Annotated in this window: 17 protein-coding genes; 16 read left to right on the top strand and 1 reads right to left on the bottom strand. The window is 44.4% G+C overall.

Annotated elements, in window-relative coordinates; genetic code table 11:
• The first annotated feature begins 20 nt into the window (after positions 1-20).
• From hscB to OCU56_RS09985, 15 genes are all read left to right on the top strand, one after another.
• Positions 21-536, top strand: a complete 516-nt coding sequence (hscB, locus tag OCU56_RS10055; RefSeq protein ID WP_261873098.1) for a co-chaperone HscB — start codon at positions 21-23, stop codon at positions 534-536.
• Between the two features lie 19 nt (positions 537-555).
• Positions 556-2,406 carry a Fe-S protein assembly chaperone HscA gene (hscA, locus tag OCU56_RS10050; RefSeq protein ID WP_261873097.1) on the top strand — a complete coding sequence of 617 codons (1,851 nt, stop codon included), beginning with the start codon at positions 556-558 and terminating at the stop codon, positions 2,404-2,406.
• Positions 2,407-2,418: 12 nt separating this feature from the next.
• A complete protein-coding gene (fdx, locus tag OCU56_RS10045; protein WP_261873096.1) occupies positions 2,419-2,757 on the top strand; it encodes an ISC system 2Fe-2S type ferredoxin in 339 nt (112 codons plus the stop codon).
• A 22-nt stretch (positions 2,758-2,779) separates the two neighbouring features.
• A complete protein-coding gene (iscX, locus tag OCU56_RS10040) occupies positions 2,780-2,974 on the top strand; it encodes a Fe-S cluster assembly protein IscX (protein WP_261873095.1) in 195 nt (64 codons plus the stop codon).
• Between the two features lie 211 nt (positions 2,975-3,185).
• The gene (gene pepB, locus OCU56_RS10035) at positions 3,186-4,472 is read left to right on the top strand and encodes an aminopeptidase PepB (RefSeq protein ID WP_261873094.1); all 1,287 of its coding nucleotides are present in this window, start codon (positions 3,186-3,188) and stop codon (positions 4,470-4,472) included.
• A gap of 82 nt (positions 4,473-4,554) precedes the next feature.
• Positions 4,555-4,983: a nucleoside-diphosphate kinase gene (ndk, locus tag OCU56_RS10030; protein ID WP_261873093.1), complete on the top strand. Its 429-nt coding sequence runs from the start codon at positions 4,555-4,557 to the stop codon at positions 4,981-4,983.
• A gap of 149 nt (positions 4,984-5,132) precedes the next feature.
• Complete coding sequence (locus OCU56_RS10025) at positions 5,133-6,248, top strand: bifunctional tRNA (adenosine(37)-C2)-methyltransferase TrmG/ribosomal RNA large subunit methyltransferase RlmN (protein ID WP_261873092.1); 1,116 nt, start codon at positions 5,133-5,135, stop codon at positions 6,246-6,248.
• A 61-nt stretch (positions 6,249-6,309) separates the two neighbouring features.
• Positions 6,310-6,984, top strand: coding sequence for a type IV pilus biogenesis/stability protein PilW (gene pilW / locus OCU56_RS10020; protein WP_261873091.1), 675 nt, complete (start codon positions 6,310-6,312; stop codon positions 6,982-6,984).
• Positions 6,985-7,032: 48 nt separating this feature from the next.
• Positions 7,033-7,962, top strand: coding sequence for a RodZ domain-containing protein (locus OCU56_RS10015; RefSeq protein ID WP_261873090.1), 930 nt, complete (start codon positions 7,033-7,035; stop codon positions 7,960-7,962).
• 2 nt (positions 7,963-7,964) lie between these two features.
• A complete protein-coding gene (ispG, locus tag OCU56_RS10010) occupies positions 7,965-9,086 on the top strand; it encodes a flavodoxin-dependent (E)-4-hydroxy-3-methylbut-2-enyl-diphosphate synthase (protein WP_261873089.1) in 1,122 nt (373 codons plus the stop codon).
• 40 nt (positions 9,087-9,126) lie between these two features.
• The gene (hisS, locus tag OCU56_RS10005) at positions 9,127-10,395 is read left to right on the top strand and encodes a histidine--tRNA ligase (RefSeq protein WP_261873088.1); all 1,269 of its coding nucleotides are present in this window, start codon (positions 9,127-9,129) and stop codon (positions 10,393-10,395) included.
• Between the two features lie 11 nt (positions 10,396-10,406).
• A complete protein-coding gene (locus OCU56_RS10000) occupies positions 10,407-11,021 on the top strand; it encodes a YfgM family protein (protein WP_261873087.1) in 615 nt (204 codons plus the stop codon).
• An 11-nt stretch (positions 11,022-11,032) separates the two neighbouring features.
• Positions 11,033-12,193 (top strand): outer membrane protein assembly factor BamB, encoded by a 1,161-nt coding sequence (gene bamB, locus OCU56_RS09995; protein ID WP_261873086.1) that lies wholly within the window; start codon positions 11,033-11,035, stop codon positions 12,191-12,193.
• Positions 12,194-12,505: 312 nt separating this feature from the next.
• Positions 12,506-13,993, top strand: a complete 1,488-nt coding sequence (gene der / locus OCU56_RS09990; protein ID WP_261873085.1) for a ribosome biogenesis GTPase Der — start codon at positions 12,506-12,508, stop codon at positions 13,991-13,993.
• A 416-nt stretch (positions 13,994-14,409) separates the two neighbouring features.
• Positions 14,410-14,637: a zinc ribbon domain-containing protein gene (locus tag OCU56_RS09985; protein WP_261873084.1), complete on the top strand. Its 228-nt coding sequence runs from the start codon at positions 14,410-14,412 to the stop codon at positions 14,635-14,637.
• 40 nt (positions 14,638-14,677) lie between these two features.
• Here the strand turns inward: OCU56_RS09985 and xseA are convergent, their stop codons facing one another.
• On the bottom strand, positions 14,678-16,024 hold the full coding sequence (gene xseA / locus OCU56_RS09980; RefSeq protein WP_390904836.1) for an exodeoxyribonuclease VII large subunit: 1,347 nt from the start codon (positions 16,022-16,024) through the stop codon (positions 14,678-14,680).
• Positions 16,025-16,232: 208 nt separating this feature from the next.
• On the opposite strand from xseA, the gene guaB reads away from it, so the two are divergent.
• A complete protein-coding gene (gene guaB / locus OCU56_RS09975; RefSeq protein WP_261873083.1) occupies positions 16,233-17,696 on the top strand; it encodes an IMP dehydrogenase in 1,464 nt (487 codons plus the stop codon).
• The last annotated feature ends 80 nt before the right edge of the window (positions 17,697-17,776 follow it).

The following is a 17,776-nucleotide window of genomic DNA, read 5'->3' as shown; positions in this document are numbered from 1 at the left end:
TAGACATCTAGAGTCTCATTATGAACCACTTCGAACTATTCGGGCTACCAACACAATTTACAGTGGACGGTAGCCTTCTTTCTTCTCAATTCAGAGAATTACAGCGTCGTTTTCACCCTGATAAATTTGCGACAGCATCTGAGCGAGACCAGTTAATGGCAGTGCACAAAGCCGCTACGATTAATGACGCTTATCAAACGCTAAAAAATCCTATCTCTCGTGCCGAGTACATGTTGGCAGAAAATCAGCATGACATTCGCGCAGAACAGCAAACGTTGCAAGATCCTATTTTTTTGATGCAACAAATGGAACTGCGAGAAGAGCTTGAGCAAATTGGCGAGAGTGATAATGCAGATGAATTATTGTTTGATTTTGAATCGTCTGTATCCAAAATGCATCATCAGCAATTACAATTAGTCGAGCAGCAACTCAATGCCCAAAGCTGGAGTGACGCTGCAGACAGTGTTAGAAAACTCAAGTTTATCGCTAAACTATTAGTAGAAATAGAACGATTAGAAGAACGACTACTCAATTAGTCGCCACTATAGGAATGTCATGCCATTACTTCAAATAGCAGAGCCAGGCGAAAGCTCGGCCCCTCACCAACATAAGCTTGCGGCAGGTATTGACTTAGGTACCACAAATTCATTGGTCGCCGCTGTGCGCAGTGGTCAAGCTAGCCCATTATTAGATCCTGAGGGTCGCGCCATATTACCTTCAGCCGTTCACTATAAAACGGATAGTTTTTGCGTGGGCTATTCAGCGCTGGACGCAGCTGAAAGTGATCCTATCAATACCATTATTTCAGTAAAACGCCTATTAGGGCGTTCGGTTACTGACATTCAACAGCGTTACCCTAATCTCCCTTACTCGTTAGTGGCCAGTGATAATGGCTTACCTGTATTACAAACCAGTAATGGCAATAAAAACCCAATTCAAGTCTCAGCGGACATCTTACGCTCCCTAGGACAGCGAGCGGAAACCACGTTAGGTGGCGAACTAACTGGCGTGGTCATAACCGTTCCAGCATATTTTGATGATGCGCAGCGTGCCGGTACTAAAGATGCGGCTACATTAGCCGGTCTCAATGTACTTCGTTTATTGAATGAACCTACAGCGGCGGCAATTGCCTACGGTTTAGATTCAGCTCAGGAAGGTGTGATTGCCGTTTATGATTTAGGTGGTGGTACATTTGATATCTCTATCTTGAGATTATCAAAAGGCGTATTTGAAGTGCTCTCAACTGGCGGGGACTCGGCACTGGGGGGGGATGATTTCGATCACCTACTGGCTGAGTACTTGCAACAACAAATGGGTTTAGACAGTTTAACGGCAGAACAAACGCGCATTTTATTAAACGCAGCAGCTAAAACAAAAATTGCTTTATCTGATAGTGAGCAAACAAAAGTATCTGTCTTAGGTTGGCAGGGCGTTGTGACCCGTGATTTATTTGATGATCTTATTCGTTCGCTAGTGAAAAAGACATTAATGTCTTGTCGCCGCGCATTAAAAGATGCTTCAGTGAGCAAAGAAGAAGTGCTGGAAGTCGTCATGGTTGGTGGCTCTACCCGTACTCCGTTAGTGCGTTCTATGGTCGGTGAATTTTTCGAAAGACAGCCATTAATTAGCATTAATCCTGATGAAGTGGTCGCCATAGGTGCCGCTATTCAGGCGGACATTCTCGCGGGCAATAAACCTGACTCAGATATGCTGCTCCTTGATGTCATCCCACTCTCTTTAGGTATTGAAACCATGGGCGGTTTGGTTGAGAAGATCATTCCCCGCAACACCACCATTCCTGTCGCTAAAGCGCAAGAGTTCACAACCTTTAAAGACGGTCAGACTGCAATGACAGTGCATACCGTACAAGGGGAACGTGAAATGGTGGAGGATTGCCGATCACTGGCTAAATTTGCCTTAAAAGGTATCCCACCAATGGCGGCAGGAGCGGCGCATATTCGTGTGACCTATCAAGTGGATGCCGATGGGTTGCTCTCGGTCACCGCCATGGAGAAAAGCACGGGCATTCAGTCAGAAATACAAGTAAAACCTTCTTACGGTTTGAGCGACAATGAAGTGGCCGATATGCTCAAAGACTCCATGACATTCGCCAAAGAAGACATGCAAGCTCGAGCTTTGGCTGAGCAACGTGTTGAAGCCGATAGAGTAATCGAAGGGCTTATTGCCGCATTACAAGCAGATGGTGACGAATTGCTCACAGAGCAAGAGCGCACACAATTACTACAAGTGATTGAAGAACTTATCGTATTGCGTAATGGTAATAGTGCCGATGAGATTGAAAATGGAATTAAGCTGACGGATAAAGCGAGCCAAGAATTTGCTTCCCGTCGTATGGATAAATCGATTCGCCAGGCGCTATCTGGCCAGTCAGTAGACGACATATAGAGATAAGTCATTATGCCAAAGATTGTAGTTTTACCCCATGATGATCTTTGCCCTGAAGGGGCAGTTTTAGAAGCTAACAGCGGCGAAACTGTCTTAGACGTGGCGTTGAAAAATGGTATTGGAATTGAGCACGCCTGTGAGAAATCCTGTGCATGTACTACTTGTCATGTGATTGTACGTGAGGGGTTTGACTCCCTTGAGGAAAGCGAAGAGCTTGAAGATGACATGCTAGATAAAGCATGGGGTTTAGAGCCTGAGTCTCGCTTAGGATGCCAAGCCGTGGTGGCAGAGGAAGATCTGGTTGTTGAAATACCTCGCTATACACTCAACCAAGTGTCTGAAGAGCATTAATTAGAATGACAGGGAAGTAAATATGAAGTGGATTGACAGTCGCGATATTGCTATTGAATTAGTTGAAAAATTTCCAGATGTAGAGCCTCAAACAGTGCGCTTTACCGACCTGCATCAGTGGGTGACTGAGCTGGAAGAATTTGATGATGAACCAAATCATTCAAATGAAAAAATATTAGAAGCCATAATCCTATGCTGGATTGATGAGGCAGATTAGTGTTTTAGTTAACACTTATTTAATAAAGATCGGGCCCTTGAGTCCGATTTTTATGTTTTTAGCACTTAGATAGGCATAATACAGATCATTGTGACTAAAGATGGAACATCTAACTTTCCATTAATAACAGCGTTTCCTCTGTCGTAGACACTTGGAATCCTGTATCTTGAAAGTATATAAAAAACACATAAATAGAGGGCAAGGAGAGGTCATGTCGACAGCAATGCAAGTATCATTATCTACAGATAAAGCAGCACCTCAATGGGGCAAAAATGCCATTCTTTCTTATACGGAGCAAGGTTGCTCTGTTCATGTAGGTCAAGGTCATGATTATGGCGCCATTCAAAAAGCGGGCCGTAAACTTGATTCTCAAGGAATTAAACAAGTTAATCTAGTGGGTAGCGAATGGGATCTGGAAGGAGTGTGGGCTTTTGCTCAAGGCTTCCGCAACCCAAAACGTGATAACAGCTTACAATGGCAACCACTAGCAGAAGCGGAAGAAAAAGAGCTACAAGATCGTATTACTGTGGCTAACTGGACACGAGATATTATCAATAAAAGCGCAGAAGAAGTCGCACCTCGTCAGTTAGCAACGATGGCAGGAGAGTTGATTAAATCAGTGGCTCCGGGTCAAGTAACCTACCGAATCGTAAAAGATAAAGATCTCTTAACCGGAGGTTGGGAAGGCATTTATGCGGTAGGGCGTGGTTCAGCGCGTACTTCCGCTATGCTGCAATTAGACTTTAACCCAACCGGAGATCCAGAAGCGCCAGTAATGGCTTGTCTGGTTGGTAAAGGGATCACGTTTGATTCTGGCGGTTACAGCCTGAAACCTTCGCAATTTATGACAGCGATGAAGTCAGACATGGGTGGCGCGGCGACCATTACTGGCGGTTTGGCGCTGGCTATCCTACGTGGCTTAAATAAGCGTGTTAAATTGATTCTCTGCTGTGCTGAAAATATGATTTCAGGCCGTGCCCTTAAATTAGGCGATGTCATTACCTATAAAAATGGCAAAACAGTAGAGATCATGAATACTGATGCTGAAGGACGCTTAGTATTAGCCGATGGTCTAATTTACGCTAGCGAGCAAAACCCAGAGATCATTATCGATTGTGCCACACTAACTGGCGCCGCTAAAAATGCATTAGGTAACGACTTCCATGCATTATTGAGCTTTGATAATGCCTTATCAGAGCAGGCTCTTGCTTGCGCTGCAGAAGAAAAAGAAGGCTTGTGGCCTTTACCATTAGCCGATTTTCATCGCGGTATGTTGCCGTCAAACTTTGCTGACCTATCCAACATCAGTAGCGGTGATTACTCACCGGGCGCGTCAACCGCAGCTGCCTTCTTGTCTTACTTTGTAGAAGACTATAAAACGGGCTGGTTGCATTTTGATTGTGCAGGGGCTTATCGTAAGTCGAGTACCGATAAGTGGGCTGCGGGTGGTACCGGTATGGGGGTTCGAACTCTAGCCAACTTGTTGAATAATCAGTAAAATAATAAGAGGTCCTTGGTGGCCTCTTTTTTGTTTTTTGTACATCCATCATAGATAAACCAAGAGCTATAAAGGAAATTAAATGGCCATTGAAAAAACATTCTCTATCGTGAAACCCGATGCGGTAAAACGCAACCTTATAGGCACTATTTATCAACGCATTGAGCAAGCAGGATTGCGTATCGTTGCCGCGAAAATGGTGCACCTTACTGATGAACAAGCTAGTGGCTTCTATGCTGAACATGAAGGCAAACCTTTCTTTGGTGAGCTCACTGAGTTTATGACCTCTGGACCTATCATGGTTCAAGTACTAGAAGGGGAAGACGCCATTGCTCGTTACCGCGAGTTAATGGGGAAAACCAACCCAGAACAAGCCGCCTGTGGCACCATTCGTGCCGACCATGCATTAAGTATGCGCTTTAACTCTGTACACGGTTCTGACAGTCCAACTTCAGCAGCACGTGAAATAGAGTTCTTCTTCCCAACGTCAGAGATCCACGCTAGAAGTTAATTGGGGCTTCCCAATAGCTAAAACACCCACCCAAAGGCTTAAGCGTTTGCTTAGGCCTTTTTGTTTGAACTCACATACTCCTTGTTGCGGTTGCACAAACACTGTACAATCTGCGCCCCAAGATTTGATGTTCGTCGTTGAGAGGCACCATGACTAAAGCTAAAGTTAATCTGCTCGATTTTGATCGCCAAGGGTTGCGTCAGTATTTTTCTGATGAGCTTGGTGAGAAAGCATTTAGAGCGGATCAAGTAATGAAGTGGATATACCATTTTGGTTGTGATGACTTCGAAAAAATGACTAACTTAAATAAGAAGTTGCGTGAGAAGCTCATTCGTCTTACTGAAATTCGTTCTCCTTACGTTTCGGATGCGCAATATTCAAGTGACGGTACCATTAAGTGGGCGATGCGAGTAGGCGACCAAGATGTGGAAACCGTATACATTCCCGAAGGGGATCGTGCGACTTTGTGTGTCTCATCTCAAGTAGGTTGTGCATTAGAATGTACTTTCTGCTCAACAGGACAGCAAGGCTTCAACCGTAACCTTCGCGTTTCAGAGATCATTGGTCAAATTTGGCGCGCATCCCGTGAGATTGGTTTGGAAAAAGAAACCGGCCGCCGTCCTATTACCAACGTCGTTATGATGGGAATGGGTGAGCCTCTTCTAAATATGAAGAATTTAATGCCCTCTCTAAATCTTATGCTAGATGATCTGGCTTTTGGTTTATCAAAACGTCGCGTAACCGTATCAACCTCAGGTGTGGTATCTGGCCTTGATCAAATGACCGGCAACATTGATGTGGCGTTAGCCATTTCGTTACACGCGCCAACGGATGAATTGCGTAATCAAATTATGCCTATCAATGAGCGTTGGAACATAGAAGAGTTCTTAGCTTCAGTGCGCCGTTATATTGCAGCGTCTAATGCAAACAGAGGTAAGGTGACGGTTGAGTATATTCTGTTGGATCATGTGAATGACGATATGGAGCATGCGAGACAGCTCGCACAATTATTAAAAGATACGCCAGCTAAGATCAATTTAATACCCTTTAATCCGTATCCTGGTTCACCTTATAACAAGCCGAGTAATTCACGTATTGATCGTTTCATGAAAACATTAATGCAAGACGGCTTTACGGTAACTGTACGTAAGACCCGTGGTGACGATATAGATGCCGCTTGTGGTCAATTAGTCGGTGATGTTATTGACCGAACTAAACGTACCCTGAAAAACACTGGGGAAGCCATTCCGGTAAAATCACTGTAATAAAGTGAGCTCGGCTGATTATATGGAGTAAGGTTTCCTGCCAATACTATCGGGAAACCTTATGTTTAAAGGATCGGTCACACTTTTTTTACTCAGTCTCACTCTTGGTTGTGTTACAGTTAACAACGAGGCTGAAACCGCTAAATTTAATCCTATCAAAGCTGCGGATGCCCGAATCGAATTAGGTATAAACTACCTTGCGCTAGGGTACAATGTCAGAGCAAAGCAAAATCTTGACCTAGCACACCGTTATGCACCTAATTATGTACATGCTTCATCCGCAATAGCCTATTATTATCAACAGGTATCTGAAGTAGAACTTGCTGACAAATGGTATAAAAAAGCATTAACAGAATCACCAGAAAATGGTGATGTGTTGAATGATTATGGTGTGTTTTTGTGTCGACAACAGCAATACGCTTTAGCTCAACAGACGTTCATGCAAGCTATTCAACTGTCTAGTTATGAACATGTACCTGCAAGCTACGAAAACGCAGGACTCTGTGCCAAAATGCAGGGAGATTTACGCCGAGCTGAGGCTTACTTTCTTAAGTCTTTAAAGTACGAGCCATCTCGCTTCCGAAGCAGTATTGAATTGGTCAAACTATCAATTCACTTCGGCGCCTTTAGCGAAGCTCGACAACGGTTACAATATATTCACTCGAGGTTTGGTTTTGGGAGTGAGGCGCAAGAGCTACAAGATGAACTTAATGGAATGTCATCGCTAGCTCATTAATGACCTATATCCCACCGAGCCTCCTTAAGGAATGAAGTACATTATACAATGAACAAAGAATCAAATAACTCAGACGTGCAACAGACTGAGGCTTATGCTGAAAGCGGAAATACAACGCCTAAAGTTGGCGATATTTTAAAAGCTAAGCGAGAGTCTTTAGGAATTAGCCAGAAAGAAATTGCCGATCGTCTCAGACTCCGATTAGCAATAGTACAAAGTATAGATAGTAACGATTTTCAAGTAGGGCTAGTGCATACCTTCACTAGAGGCTACATTCGCTCTTATGCGCGCGCTGTTGGGGCGGACGAAAAGCAACTAGTACAGCTATTTGATGATTCTGAGTTAGCTCAACCAGCCGAACACAACATGCAAAGCTTTTCTCAGAAAACCAAGAAGACCAAGCATGACAACAACATCATGAAACTCACTTGGGGTATCTTTGCGATTATTGTCGGTATCTCAGCCGTGTGGTGGTGGCAGAGTGAGCAAAACACCGATACGGTAGTGAGTGATCCTATGGTCACAACTCAGTCAACAGAGGCGGGTGCACCTCAGCAAGCGGTCTCAGACCCGAGTTTGTTAGTTAAGCCTGAGTCAGCAAACCCTGAGTCATCAAACCCTGAGACGCATCCACAAGACAGCACAGCACCAGACAGCACAACACCGGCAACAAAAGACGGTGAAACGGGTGTTGCCACGGATAACACAGCAGAAAAAGCCGCGTCAGCCCCAGTGATAGCGGCTCCCAAAATTGCAATGAGCTTTAAAGCTGATTGCTGGATTCAAGTGCAAGATGTGCATGGCAAAATGCTATGGACTGGGGTAAAACATAACGGTCAACAGCTTGAACTTGAAGGTCAAGGCCCATTCAAATTTGTTCTAGGTGCGCCTGAAGCGGTTTCACTTTCAATTTCGGGTGAACCTATCGACCTTTCTAGGTATACTTCAGGCAAAGTAGCACGTTTCACTGCAGAGTAATTATGCATCACGAATCTCCAATCAAGCGTCGCCCATCGACACGTATCTACGTAGGCGACGTACCTATTGGCGATGGCGCACCCATCGCCGTCCAGTCGATGACCAATACCCGCACCACTGATGTGGATGCCACTGTGGCGCAAATCCGCGCCTTAGAAAAAGTGGGCGCAGATATCGTCCGCGTTTCTGTCCCTACCATGGACGCAGCGGAAGCCTTTAAAGCGATAAAACAGCAAGTGGCTGTTCCTTTAATTGCCGATATTCATTTTGATTATCGTATTGCGCTAAAAGTGGCGGAATACGGTGTGGATTGCCTGCGAATTAACCCAGGTAACATTGGTAATGAAAGTCGCATTCGCTCTGTCGTCGATTGTGCAAGAGATAGAAATATCCCTATTCGTATTGGCGTAAACGGTGGTTCGTTAGAAAAAGAGATCCAAGAAAAGTACGGTGAACCTACCGCACAAGCCTTGGTTGAATCGGCAATGCGTCATGTTGATATCTTAGATAGACTGAATTTTGATCAATTTAAAGTAAGCGTAAAAGCGTCGGATGTTTTCCTCGCGGTGGACTCTTATCGCCTATTGGCAAACAAAATTGATCAACCCCTGCACTTAGGTATTACCGAGGCGGGCGGGGCTAGAGCGGGCGCTGTTAAATCAGCCGTGGGTTTAGGTATGCTGTTATCGGAAGGTATCGGTGATACTTTACGAGTCTCATTAGCCGCCAACCCAGTTGAAGAAATTAAAGTGGGTTTTGATATTTTAAAATCACTACGCATTCGCTCGCGTGGTATTAACTTTATTGCTTGCCCAACGTGTTCACGTCAAGAATTTGATGTCATCAATACGGTGAACGCCCTTGAACAGCGACTAGAAGATATAATTACCCCTATGGATGTATCTATTATTGGTTGCGTAGTTAATGGCCCAGGTGAAGCAGAAGCGTCCCATATGGGGATTGCTGGTGGCAATAGAAAGAGCGCTTTTTACCTAGATGGTAAGCGTCAGAAAGAACGATTTGATAATGATAATATCATCGATCAACTAGAGACTAAGATCCGCGCTAAAGCGAGTCAATTAGACCCTGCAAATCGAATCGACGTTAACGATATTCAAGAATAAATGCAGAGGGCTCGGCCCTTACAATATACGGTATTTAATTGTGGCAAAAACAATCCAAGCAATTCGAGGCATGAACGATTGCCTCCCAACTCAGTCTCCTCTTTGGCAGAAACTTGAGTCTACGGTTAAACGTGTCGTTAGCGCTTATGGCTACAACGAAGTACGTATGCCTATCGTTGAGGTGACAAACTTATTTAGTCGTGCCATCGGTGAAGTGACCGATGTCGTTGAAAAAGAAATGTATACCTTTGAAGATCGCAATGGCGATAGCCTAACTTTGCGCCCTGAAGGGACTGCCGGTTGTGTACGCTCTGGTATCGAGAATGGTCTTTTATACAATCAAGAGCAACGTTTATGGTATATGGGACCTATGTTCCGTCATGAACGCCCACAAAAAGGTCGTTATCGTCAATTCCACCAATGTGGCGTGGAAGTGTTCGGTATAGACGGTCCTGATGTGGATGCAGAACTTATCATGATGACTGCGCGTTTATGGCGTGAATTAGGTATTGATAAGCATGTACGTCTAGAGTTGAACTCCATTGGTTCACTTGAAGCTCGCGCCAACTACCGCACAGCATTGATTGCGTATTTAGAGCAACACATAGAGGTATTGGATGATGACTGTAAACGTCGTATGCATACCAACCCTTTGCGTGTTTTAGACACTAAAAATCCAGATGTACAAGCCATTCTTGGGGATGCCCCTCGTTTGTCTGACTATCTAGATCCAGAATCAAAACAACACTTTGCTGGTTTATGTGAACTTCTTGATAATGCAGGAATCGAATACCAAGTAAATGAACGTTTAGTGCGTGGATTGGATTATTACAACCGCACTGTATTTGAATGGATTACCGAAAGCCTTGGCGCGCAAGGTACTGTTTGCGGCGGTGGCCGTTATGATGGACTCGTGGAGCAATTAGGCGGTAAACCTACCACATCGGTTGGTTTTGCTATGGGTCTTGAACGTCTAGTGTTGATGTTAGAAACCTTAGAATTAGATGATGTTCGTCGTTCAGTTGACGCTTATGTAGTTACAGCGGGTGAAGGCACATTAATGGCAGGGATGAAGCTGGCGGAAAATTTACGTGAGCAAATGCCTGAATTACGTGTCATGACTCACTTTGGTGGTGGCAATTTCAAAAAACAATTTAAACGTGCGGACAAAGTTGGCGCGGCAGTAGCCCTAGTACTCGGTGAGAACGAAGTTGCTGAAAATAATGTGGTAGTTAAAGATCTTATTGGCGGCGAGCAAGTCACTATCGCGCAAACAGATCTTGCGAATAAACTAAAAGAATTAATTTAAGAGGATCGGTCGTGGAATTGTACGATAGCGAAGAACAACAAGTTGAAGCCATCAAGGATTGGTGGTCAGAAAATGGTAAAGCCGTCATTTTAGGTGCCGTTATCGGTCTAGGTGGCTTATTTGGTTGGCGTTATTATCAAGACGCAACAATACAAGCTCAAGAAAGTGCCGGTGATGCTTACGCAGAAACAGTACAAGCGCTGAATACTAAAGGTTTGGACGCTTCTGAAAGTGTTAAAGCATTTATCGCAGCCAATGCGGACCGTGAATACTCAGTGCTTGCTGCTTTACAATTGGCTCAAGCGCAAGTTACTGCCGGTGATTATCAGTCAGCATTAGATCAATTAGAGTGGGCCAAAGCCAACACTAAAGACGACGCTATTTTACCTGTTATCGCTTTACGTGCCGTTCGTGTGAAATCGGAACTGGGCGATGTTGATGGCGCGCTAGCTGAAATATCAACAATGAAATATGCCGGTTGGGAAGGGCGTATTGCTGAGCTTGAAGGTGATCTACAACTTCGTAAAGGTAACAGTGAAGCCGCATACACAGCCTATTCTGAAGCGCAGCAAGCAACAGATGCAAGCCAATCGATTCAGTATAAACTTGACGACCTAGCCAAATAGGATTGCATTGCATGCTAACGAACAAGTGGTTTCGCCGCACACTGATTACCGCATTTACGGTAGCTATTGTCGGTTGTGCGAGCGAAGAAGACACCATTGTAATGGCCCCTGTGCCGGTGGTGGAAAGTCAATTCACTCCCGATGTTGTTTGGTCAACCTCTGTAGGTGATGGTGTTGGACAATATTTTTCTAAACTGACGCCCGCCTACGCTTATGGCAAGGTGTATATTGCCAGTCGTGATGGAGATGTTGTTGCACTTGATCCTGAAAGTGGCGATAAACTCTGGTCTGTGGATTTAGAAAAAGATGTTCCAGCTCGTTTATCTGGTGGTATTAATGCTTCTTATGGGCAGCTATTTATCGGTACAGAAAACGGGGAAGTGGTCGCGCTAGATGCGGAAACAGGTGCAGAAAACTGGCGAGTAGACGTTGATGGTGAGGTGTTATCTGTACCAGAAACCGATGCCAACTTGGTTATTGTGCATACTACTCGTGGTGCTTTAGTCGCTCTAGATGAAGATACGGGTAACGAGAAGTGGACAGTAAGTACGGAAGTGCCAAACCTAACACTCCGCGGAACCAGTGCGCCAGTGGCCGTTTCTGGTGGTGTGTTCTGGGGAACCGCGAACGGACGTTTAGCTGCTGCAATTGTTGAACGTGGTCAGATGATCTGGCAACAACCCGTCGGGACGCCGAAAGGGGCAACAGAAATCGATCGCTTAGTGGATTCGGATGCGAAACCTCTGATTGTCGGTGGCATGCTCTATACCATAGGTATCAACGGTCAATTAATTGCCATCGACCTACGCTCTGGTTCACCTGCATGGAAACGTAACTATTCTTCGGCTCAAGATATGGCGACAGATGGTCGTAATATTTACTTGGTGACAGATAAAGATTACATAGTGGCTGTTGATGCGCGAAGTGGTACTGAGTTGTGGCAAAACCGTCAACTGGAATATCGTCTATTAACGGGTCCTACCGTCATTGACCGTAAATTAGTGCTAGGGGATAGCGAAGGTTATCTGTACTGGCTTGATCGTAATACGGGTGAATTCATTGCACAGCAGATGGAAGATGACAGCGGTTTCGCTGTTTCGCCTCTTGCCGTGGACGATGGCTTTGTCGTTACGACACGTAACGGTGACGTTAAAATGATGAAGATCAAATAGATCTTCAGACGTTTCAGTAATGTGATATAATTCACAATTGGCTCTTGACTGGAAACAGTTAAGAGCCGTTTTTATTATTAATTTTTGATGTAGTTATAGGTAATACTAATCGTAGTAATTAGCTGATCATTCTAGCTTGTTAAAACACTTGATAACGGCGTTGCAATTTTTGAATGTAGAACATCAAAAGTAGCGCCTTGTTCTCAACTGTTTTTCCAGCGCGATTTCAGACCATTTAATTATTGTGATTGGTATAAGTGAATGCAAACCAGCTTACCTATAACTACATAACGCTTTTATTTTGAGGTTATTATGGTTCCAGTTGTTGCGCTTGTTGGGCGTCCTAACGTAGGAAAGTCCACATTATTCAATCGCTTAACTCGCACAAGAGATGCGTTAGTAGCCGATTTCCCAGGCTTAACACGCGATAGAAAATATGGCCGAGCTAAACTTGGTGAACATGAATTCATTGTTATCGATACCGGCGGTATTGACGGCACTGAGGAAGGCGTAGAAACCAAAATGGCAGAACAGTCACTCGCGGCGATTGATGAAGCTGATGTCGTGTTATTTATGGTTGATGGCCGTGCAGGACTGACGGTTTCTGATGAAGCCATTTCAAAGCACCTACGTACCATAGAAAAACCGGCCATGCTGGTTGTCAATAAAGTGGACGGTATCGATGCTGACGCAGCCAGTGCCGAGTTTTGGCAGTTAGGTGTTGAAAACATGTACCAAATTGCCGCGGCCCATGGCCGTGGTGTGAGCGCATTAATCGACCGAGCCCTTAATCCATTTGCAGAAGCATTGCTTAAAGAGCAAGGTGAGTTAGAAGATCTTACCGGCTTTGAAGACGCAGAAGACGACAAGCTAGAATACACAGAAGAAGAAGCGGAAGCAGAATATAAACGTCTGCAAGATCAACCGATTAAACTGGCTATCATTGGCCGACCTAATGTCGGCAAATCAACACTGACTAACCGTATTTTAGGTGAAGAACGTGTGGTGGTGTATGACATGCCTGGCACCACTCGTGACTCTATCTATATACCGATGCAGCGTGACGAGCGTGAATATGTCTTGATTGATACGGCAGGCGTTCGTCGTCGTAAACGTATTAATGAAACCGTAGAAAAATTCTCGGTAGTTAAGACTTTGAAAGCGGTAGAAGATGCAAACGTCGTACTATTAGTGATTGATGCGCGCGAAAATATCTCTGATCAAGATTTAAGCCTACTCGGCTTTGCTTTAAACGCAGGTCGCTCTATTGTCATCGCTGTAAATAAGTGGGATGGCTTAGATAATGACGTGAGAGAGCGCGTGAAAAAAGAGCTAGACCGCCGTCTAGGTTTTGTCGATTTTGCACGAATTCACTTTATTTCAGCACTGCACGGTACCGGTGTTGGTAATCTATTTGAATCAGTACAAGAAGCGTATAAATCCGCGACTACTCGCGTAGGTACATCAGTACTGACTCGCATCATGAAGATGGCAACCGATGATCACCAACCTCCATTGGTTCGTGGCCGTCGTGTGAAATTAAAATACGCTCACGCAGGGGGCTACAACCCACCTATCGTGGTGATTCATGGTAACCAAGTTAATGAGTTACCTGCTTCTTATAAACGCTTCCTAATGAATTACTATCGCCGTGCTTTAGAGATTATGGGTACGCCAATTCGTATTCAATTCCAAAGCAGTGAAAACCCATTTGAAGGCAAAACCAGTAAGATGACTATCTCGCAAGAGCGTAAGAAAAAACGCTTATCGCAAATGCTGAAAGGTCGTAGCAAGAAGTAACCATTAAGATTGAGATAAACCGTTTCTGTTATAGAAACGGTTTTTTTTCGCCTGTAATTTGTACAAAACGTGATGAGTGACCTAACATGATCTTTTTATTAAATACTGTAAATGTCGTCAATTAATGGTCGTGGTGAAATAAATGACTATATAAAATTGAAATGCAGGATATGTAACTTATGCTTTCGGTGTGTGGTTATATAAATGTTCTTTTAATGGTAGATCGCTGATCATGAGCGATAAAGTAGAAGATCAAACAAAGATCACGTTAATGCTGTCAGGTGAGTTTTAGCATACATGGAGGTAAAATAAAAAACAGAATGTGATAATTTCAACGGGGTTATCAAGTGTTGTAATCCGCTAGAATGACCCGTTATTTAGTACTATTGGTATCAATTATAGGAGAAAGAGCGACTATGCCACAGAACCTCTGCCCGAAATGCAGTAAACAATTGACGTGGGATGGCAAGTACCATTGTGTTCATTGCCAAGTACATTATCAGAAGTTGGCGTTTTGTGCCGATTGTGGTGCACGCTTAGAAAAGTTACAGGCTTGTGGAGCGGTGAGTTATTTTTGCAATCATAGCTGTAATGAACTCAAGTCAAAGTCTACAGCTCGATTTGAATTTCGCGTACTGGATTAAACAAGGTTTAACCCAGTACCTTGTTGAGGCTCGTAGAAGCCTATTTGTTGCTAGGTCCATTTACGGTTGAAGTAATATCGCCATCAGCGAAGCGAGTGACTAAAATATCCCCTTCCGTTAATTGCTTGGACTGTGTGACAACCTTGCCAAGTTTTGTTGATATAGAGTAACCACGGCGCATGGTAGCCAGTGGACTAACGGCATCAAGTTTTTCGGTAAGCAGTTCAAAGTGATGTCTTTGTTGACGCACTTGAGCTTGCATTGCTTTGTTAAGGCGCAACTCAAGATAGCTCAAATGTTGCTGCTGCTTAGCAATTTTATTGGCCGGGCTGTGCATATCTAATTGCATTTGTAGGCGAGCAAAGCGCTGTTTTACAGCGTTTAACTGCCCGAGCATGGCTTGCTTCAACAACGCCTCTTTCTCATCTAGTTGCTGGCTTTGTTTTTGCAATTGATGTTTAGGGTGCAGTTTATCCAGTCGATGTTGCAGGATGAGTACTTGTTGCTGCTGCTGATTTAAGTAACGACTCATGGCATGGTTCAGCTGTTTTTGCTTAGCAACAATACCTTGCAACTTAAAGCTTTGATCACGACTGACAAGTTCAGCTGCCGCAGAAGGCGTCGCTGCGCGCAGGTCGGCAACAAAGTCGGCGATAGTGACGTCTACTTCATGGCCAATCGCACTGATAATAGGGATTTGGCTAGAGGCGATGGTTCTGGCAACAATTTCATTATTAAAGCACCACAGATCTTCTAAAGAACCGCCACCGCGACCCACAATTAATACATCACATTCATTTCGGGCATTAGCCAACCCTATGGCTTGCGCAATGCTGATAGATGCGGCTTCCCCTTGCACCATAGTGGGATAAATCATAACGGGTAGGCTAGAGTCACGGCGTTTTAATACACGTAAGATATCGTGCAGTGCCGCGCCCGTAGATGAAGTTATCACTCCTACATGCTTAGGATGTTCAGGAATCGGCAATTTATTAGATTGTGCAAACAGTCCTTCTGCCGCTAATTGCATCTTTAATTGATCGAATTGCTGCTGCAATCGGCCATCGCCTTCAGGCTGCATAGATTCAATAATTAATTGATAATCGCCACGAGGTTCATACAAAGATAAGCGCGCTTTGACTAAAACTTGTTTGCCATTTTCTGGTTTAAAGGTGACTCGGCGATTATTGCCGCGAAACATAGCGCACTTTACTTGGGCACGAGAATCTTTAAGGGTGAGATACCAATGGCCAGAAACCGGTGCTGAGAAGTTAGAAACTTCGCCCATTAGCCAAACCACTCCCATTTCATTTTCAAGGAGTAAGCGAACTTCAGCGTTCAGGCGTGAAACAGTAAAGATGTTGTTGCTAGTTTGCTGGGAAGGCAAAATGGCGCTCGTCAGAGGTGTGTATGGAGGATAGCGCCAGTATAATACACAGCAATGGTTAAAGCGCAAATTTTAATTTGAGAAATGTGTGGCCAAACGATTGCGCTCTGCGTATAATCCCACCGCAATATCAATTCCAACTCTGTTTCTAATACAGACAAAAAGTTGGTGTCCTTACTTTTAACATCTATGTTGTGAGATATTGCAAATGTTACGTATTGCCAAAGAAGCGCTGACCTTCGACGACGTCCTACTGGTTCCAGCTCACTCCACCGTTCTCCCAAATACAGCGGATCTACGCACCCGCTTGACGAAGAATATTAACTTAAACATCCCAATGATTTCTGCATCTATGGATACAGTTACTGAGGCTCGCTTAGCTATTGCATTAGCTCAAGAAGGCGGCATTGGGTTTATTCACAAAAACATGCCAATCGCTCTGCAAGCAGAGATGGTTCGTCAGGTTAAAATCTTTGAAGCGGGTATCGTTTCTGATCCTGTTACAGTTCGTCCTGAGCAAACGATTGATCAAGTTCTTAAGCTGACTGAAAAACACGGCTTTGCTGGTTTCCCTGTAGTAACAGAGAGCCAAGAGTTGGTGGGTATCATTACCGGTCGTGACATTCGTTTTGTAACGGATATGAGCAAGACCGTTGCTGAAGTTATGACGGCTAAAGAGAACTTAGCGGCAGTTAAAGAAGGTGCCTCTCCTGAAGAAGTTCAAGAGAAAATGCACGAAGCACGCGTTGAAAAAGTCCTTGTTGTTAACGACGAGTTCAAACTACGTGGCATGATCACAGCAAAAGATTTCCATAAAGCAGAACGTAAACCTAACGCTTGTAAAGACGAACGTGGTCGCTTACGTGTTGGTGCCGCTGTTGGTGCTGGTGCGGGTAACGAAGAGCGTGTTGCTGCTCTTGTTGAAGCGGGCGTTGATGTACTGCTTATCGACTCTTCACACGGTCACTCTGAAGGCGTATTAAACCGCATTCGCGAAACACGTGCCGCATACCCAGATCTAGAGATCATTGGTGGTAACGTTGCAACTGGCGCAGGTGCTCGTGCACTTATCGACGCTGGTGTGAGTGCAGTTAAAGTGGGCATCGGCCCTGGCTCAATCTGTACTACTCGTATCGTAACTGGTGTGGGTGTTCCTCAAGTAACAGCCGTTGCTGATGCGGCGGAAGTTGCTGCAGAATTTGATATTCCAGTTATTGCTGATGGCGGTATCCGCTTCTCAGGCGATATCTGTAAAGCCATCGTTGCTGGCGCATCTTGTGTCATGGTTGGTTCTATGTTCGCAGGTACTGAAGAAGCACCGGGTGAAGTCATTCTTTATCAAGGTCGTTCTTACAAGTCTTACCGCGGCATGGGTTCACTTGCTGCTATGTCTCAAGGTTCTTCTGATCGTTACTTCCAAACGGATAACGCAGCAGACAAACTTGTACCTGAAGGTATCGAAGGTCGTACTCCTTATAAAGGTCGCCTAAAAGAAATCGTTCATCAGCAAATGGGCGGTCTACGTTCTAGCATGGGTCTAACTGGCTCTGCAACAATCGAAGACATGCGTACTAAAGCTGAGTTTGTTCGTATTTCTGGTGCGGGTCTAAACGAATCTCATGTTCATGATGTTCAGATCACTAAAGAAGCACCAAACTACCGTTTAGGTTAATTATTGCGGTTTATAACCATCGTTATTTTTATGGCGATGGTTTTCCTAACGTTATACAGAAGGTGCTCAGTTACTTTTTA

The sequence above is a fragment of the Vibrio rarus genome, from assembly GCF_024347075.1.
Lineage (GTDB): Bacteria > Pseudomonadota > Gammaproteobacteria > Enterobacterales > Vibrionaceae > Vibrio > Vibrio rarus.
This window is presented reverse-complemented; position numbering and strand designations above follow the sequence as displayed.

Bases quoted from the DNA above. Each gene is read 5' to 3' on its own strand.
- hscA (WP_261873097.1), top strand. From the start codon at position 556: ATGCCATTACTTCAAATAGCAGAGCCAGGCGAAAGCTCGGCCCCTCAC.
- guaB (WP_261873083.1), top strand. From the start codon at position 16,233: ATGTTACGTATTGCCAAAGAAGCGCTGACCTTCGACGACGTCCTACTG.
- hscB (WP_261873098.1), top strand. From the start codon at position 21: ATGAACCACTTCGAACTATTCGGGCTACCAACACAATTTACAGTGGAC.
- pepB (WP_261873094.1), top strand. From the start codon at position 3,186: ATGTCGACAGCAATGCAAGTATCATTATCTACAGATAAAGCAGCACCT.
- OCU56_RS09985 (WP_261873084.1), top strand. From the start codon at position 14,410: ATGCCACAGAACCTCTGCCCGAAATGCAGTAAACAATTGACGTGGGAT.
- OCU56_RS10025 (WP_261873092.1), top strand. From the start codon at position 5,133: ATGACTAAAGCTAAAGTTAATCTGCTCGATTTTGATCGCCAAGGGTTG.
- der (WP_261873085.1), top strand. From the start codon at position 12,506: ATGGTTCCAGTTGTTGCGCTTGTTGGGCGTCCTAACGTAGGAAAGTCC.
- ispG (WP_261873089.1), top strand. From the start codon at position 7,965: ATGCATCACGAATCTCCAATCAAGCGTCGCCCATCGACACGTATCTAC.
- bamB (WP_261873086.1), top strand. From the start codon at position 11,033: ATGCTAACGAACAAGTGGTTTCGCCGCACACTGATTACCGCATTTACG.
- ndk (WP_261873093.1), top strand. From the start codon at position 4,555: ATGGCCATTGAAAAAACATTCTCTATCGTGAAACCCGATGCGGTAAAA.
- iscX (WP_261873095.1), top strand. From the start codon at position 2,780: ATGAAGTGGATTGACAGTCGCGATATTGCTATTGAATTAGTTGAAAAA.
- OCU56_RS10015 (WP_261873090.1), top strand. From the start codon at position 7,033: ATGAACAAAGAATCAAATAACTCAGACGTGCAACAGACTGAGGCTTAT.
- pilW (WP_261873091.1), top strand. From the start codon at position 6,310: ATGTTTAAAGGATCGGTCACACTTTTTTTACTCAGTCTCACTCTTGGT.
- fdx (WP_261873096.1), top strand. From the start codon at position 2,419: ATGCCAAAGATTGTAGTTTTACCCCATGATGATCTTTGCCCTGAAGGG.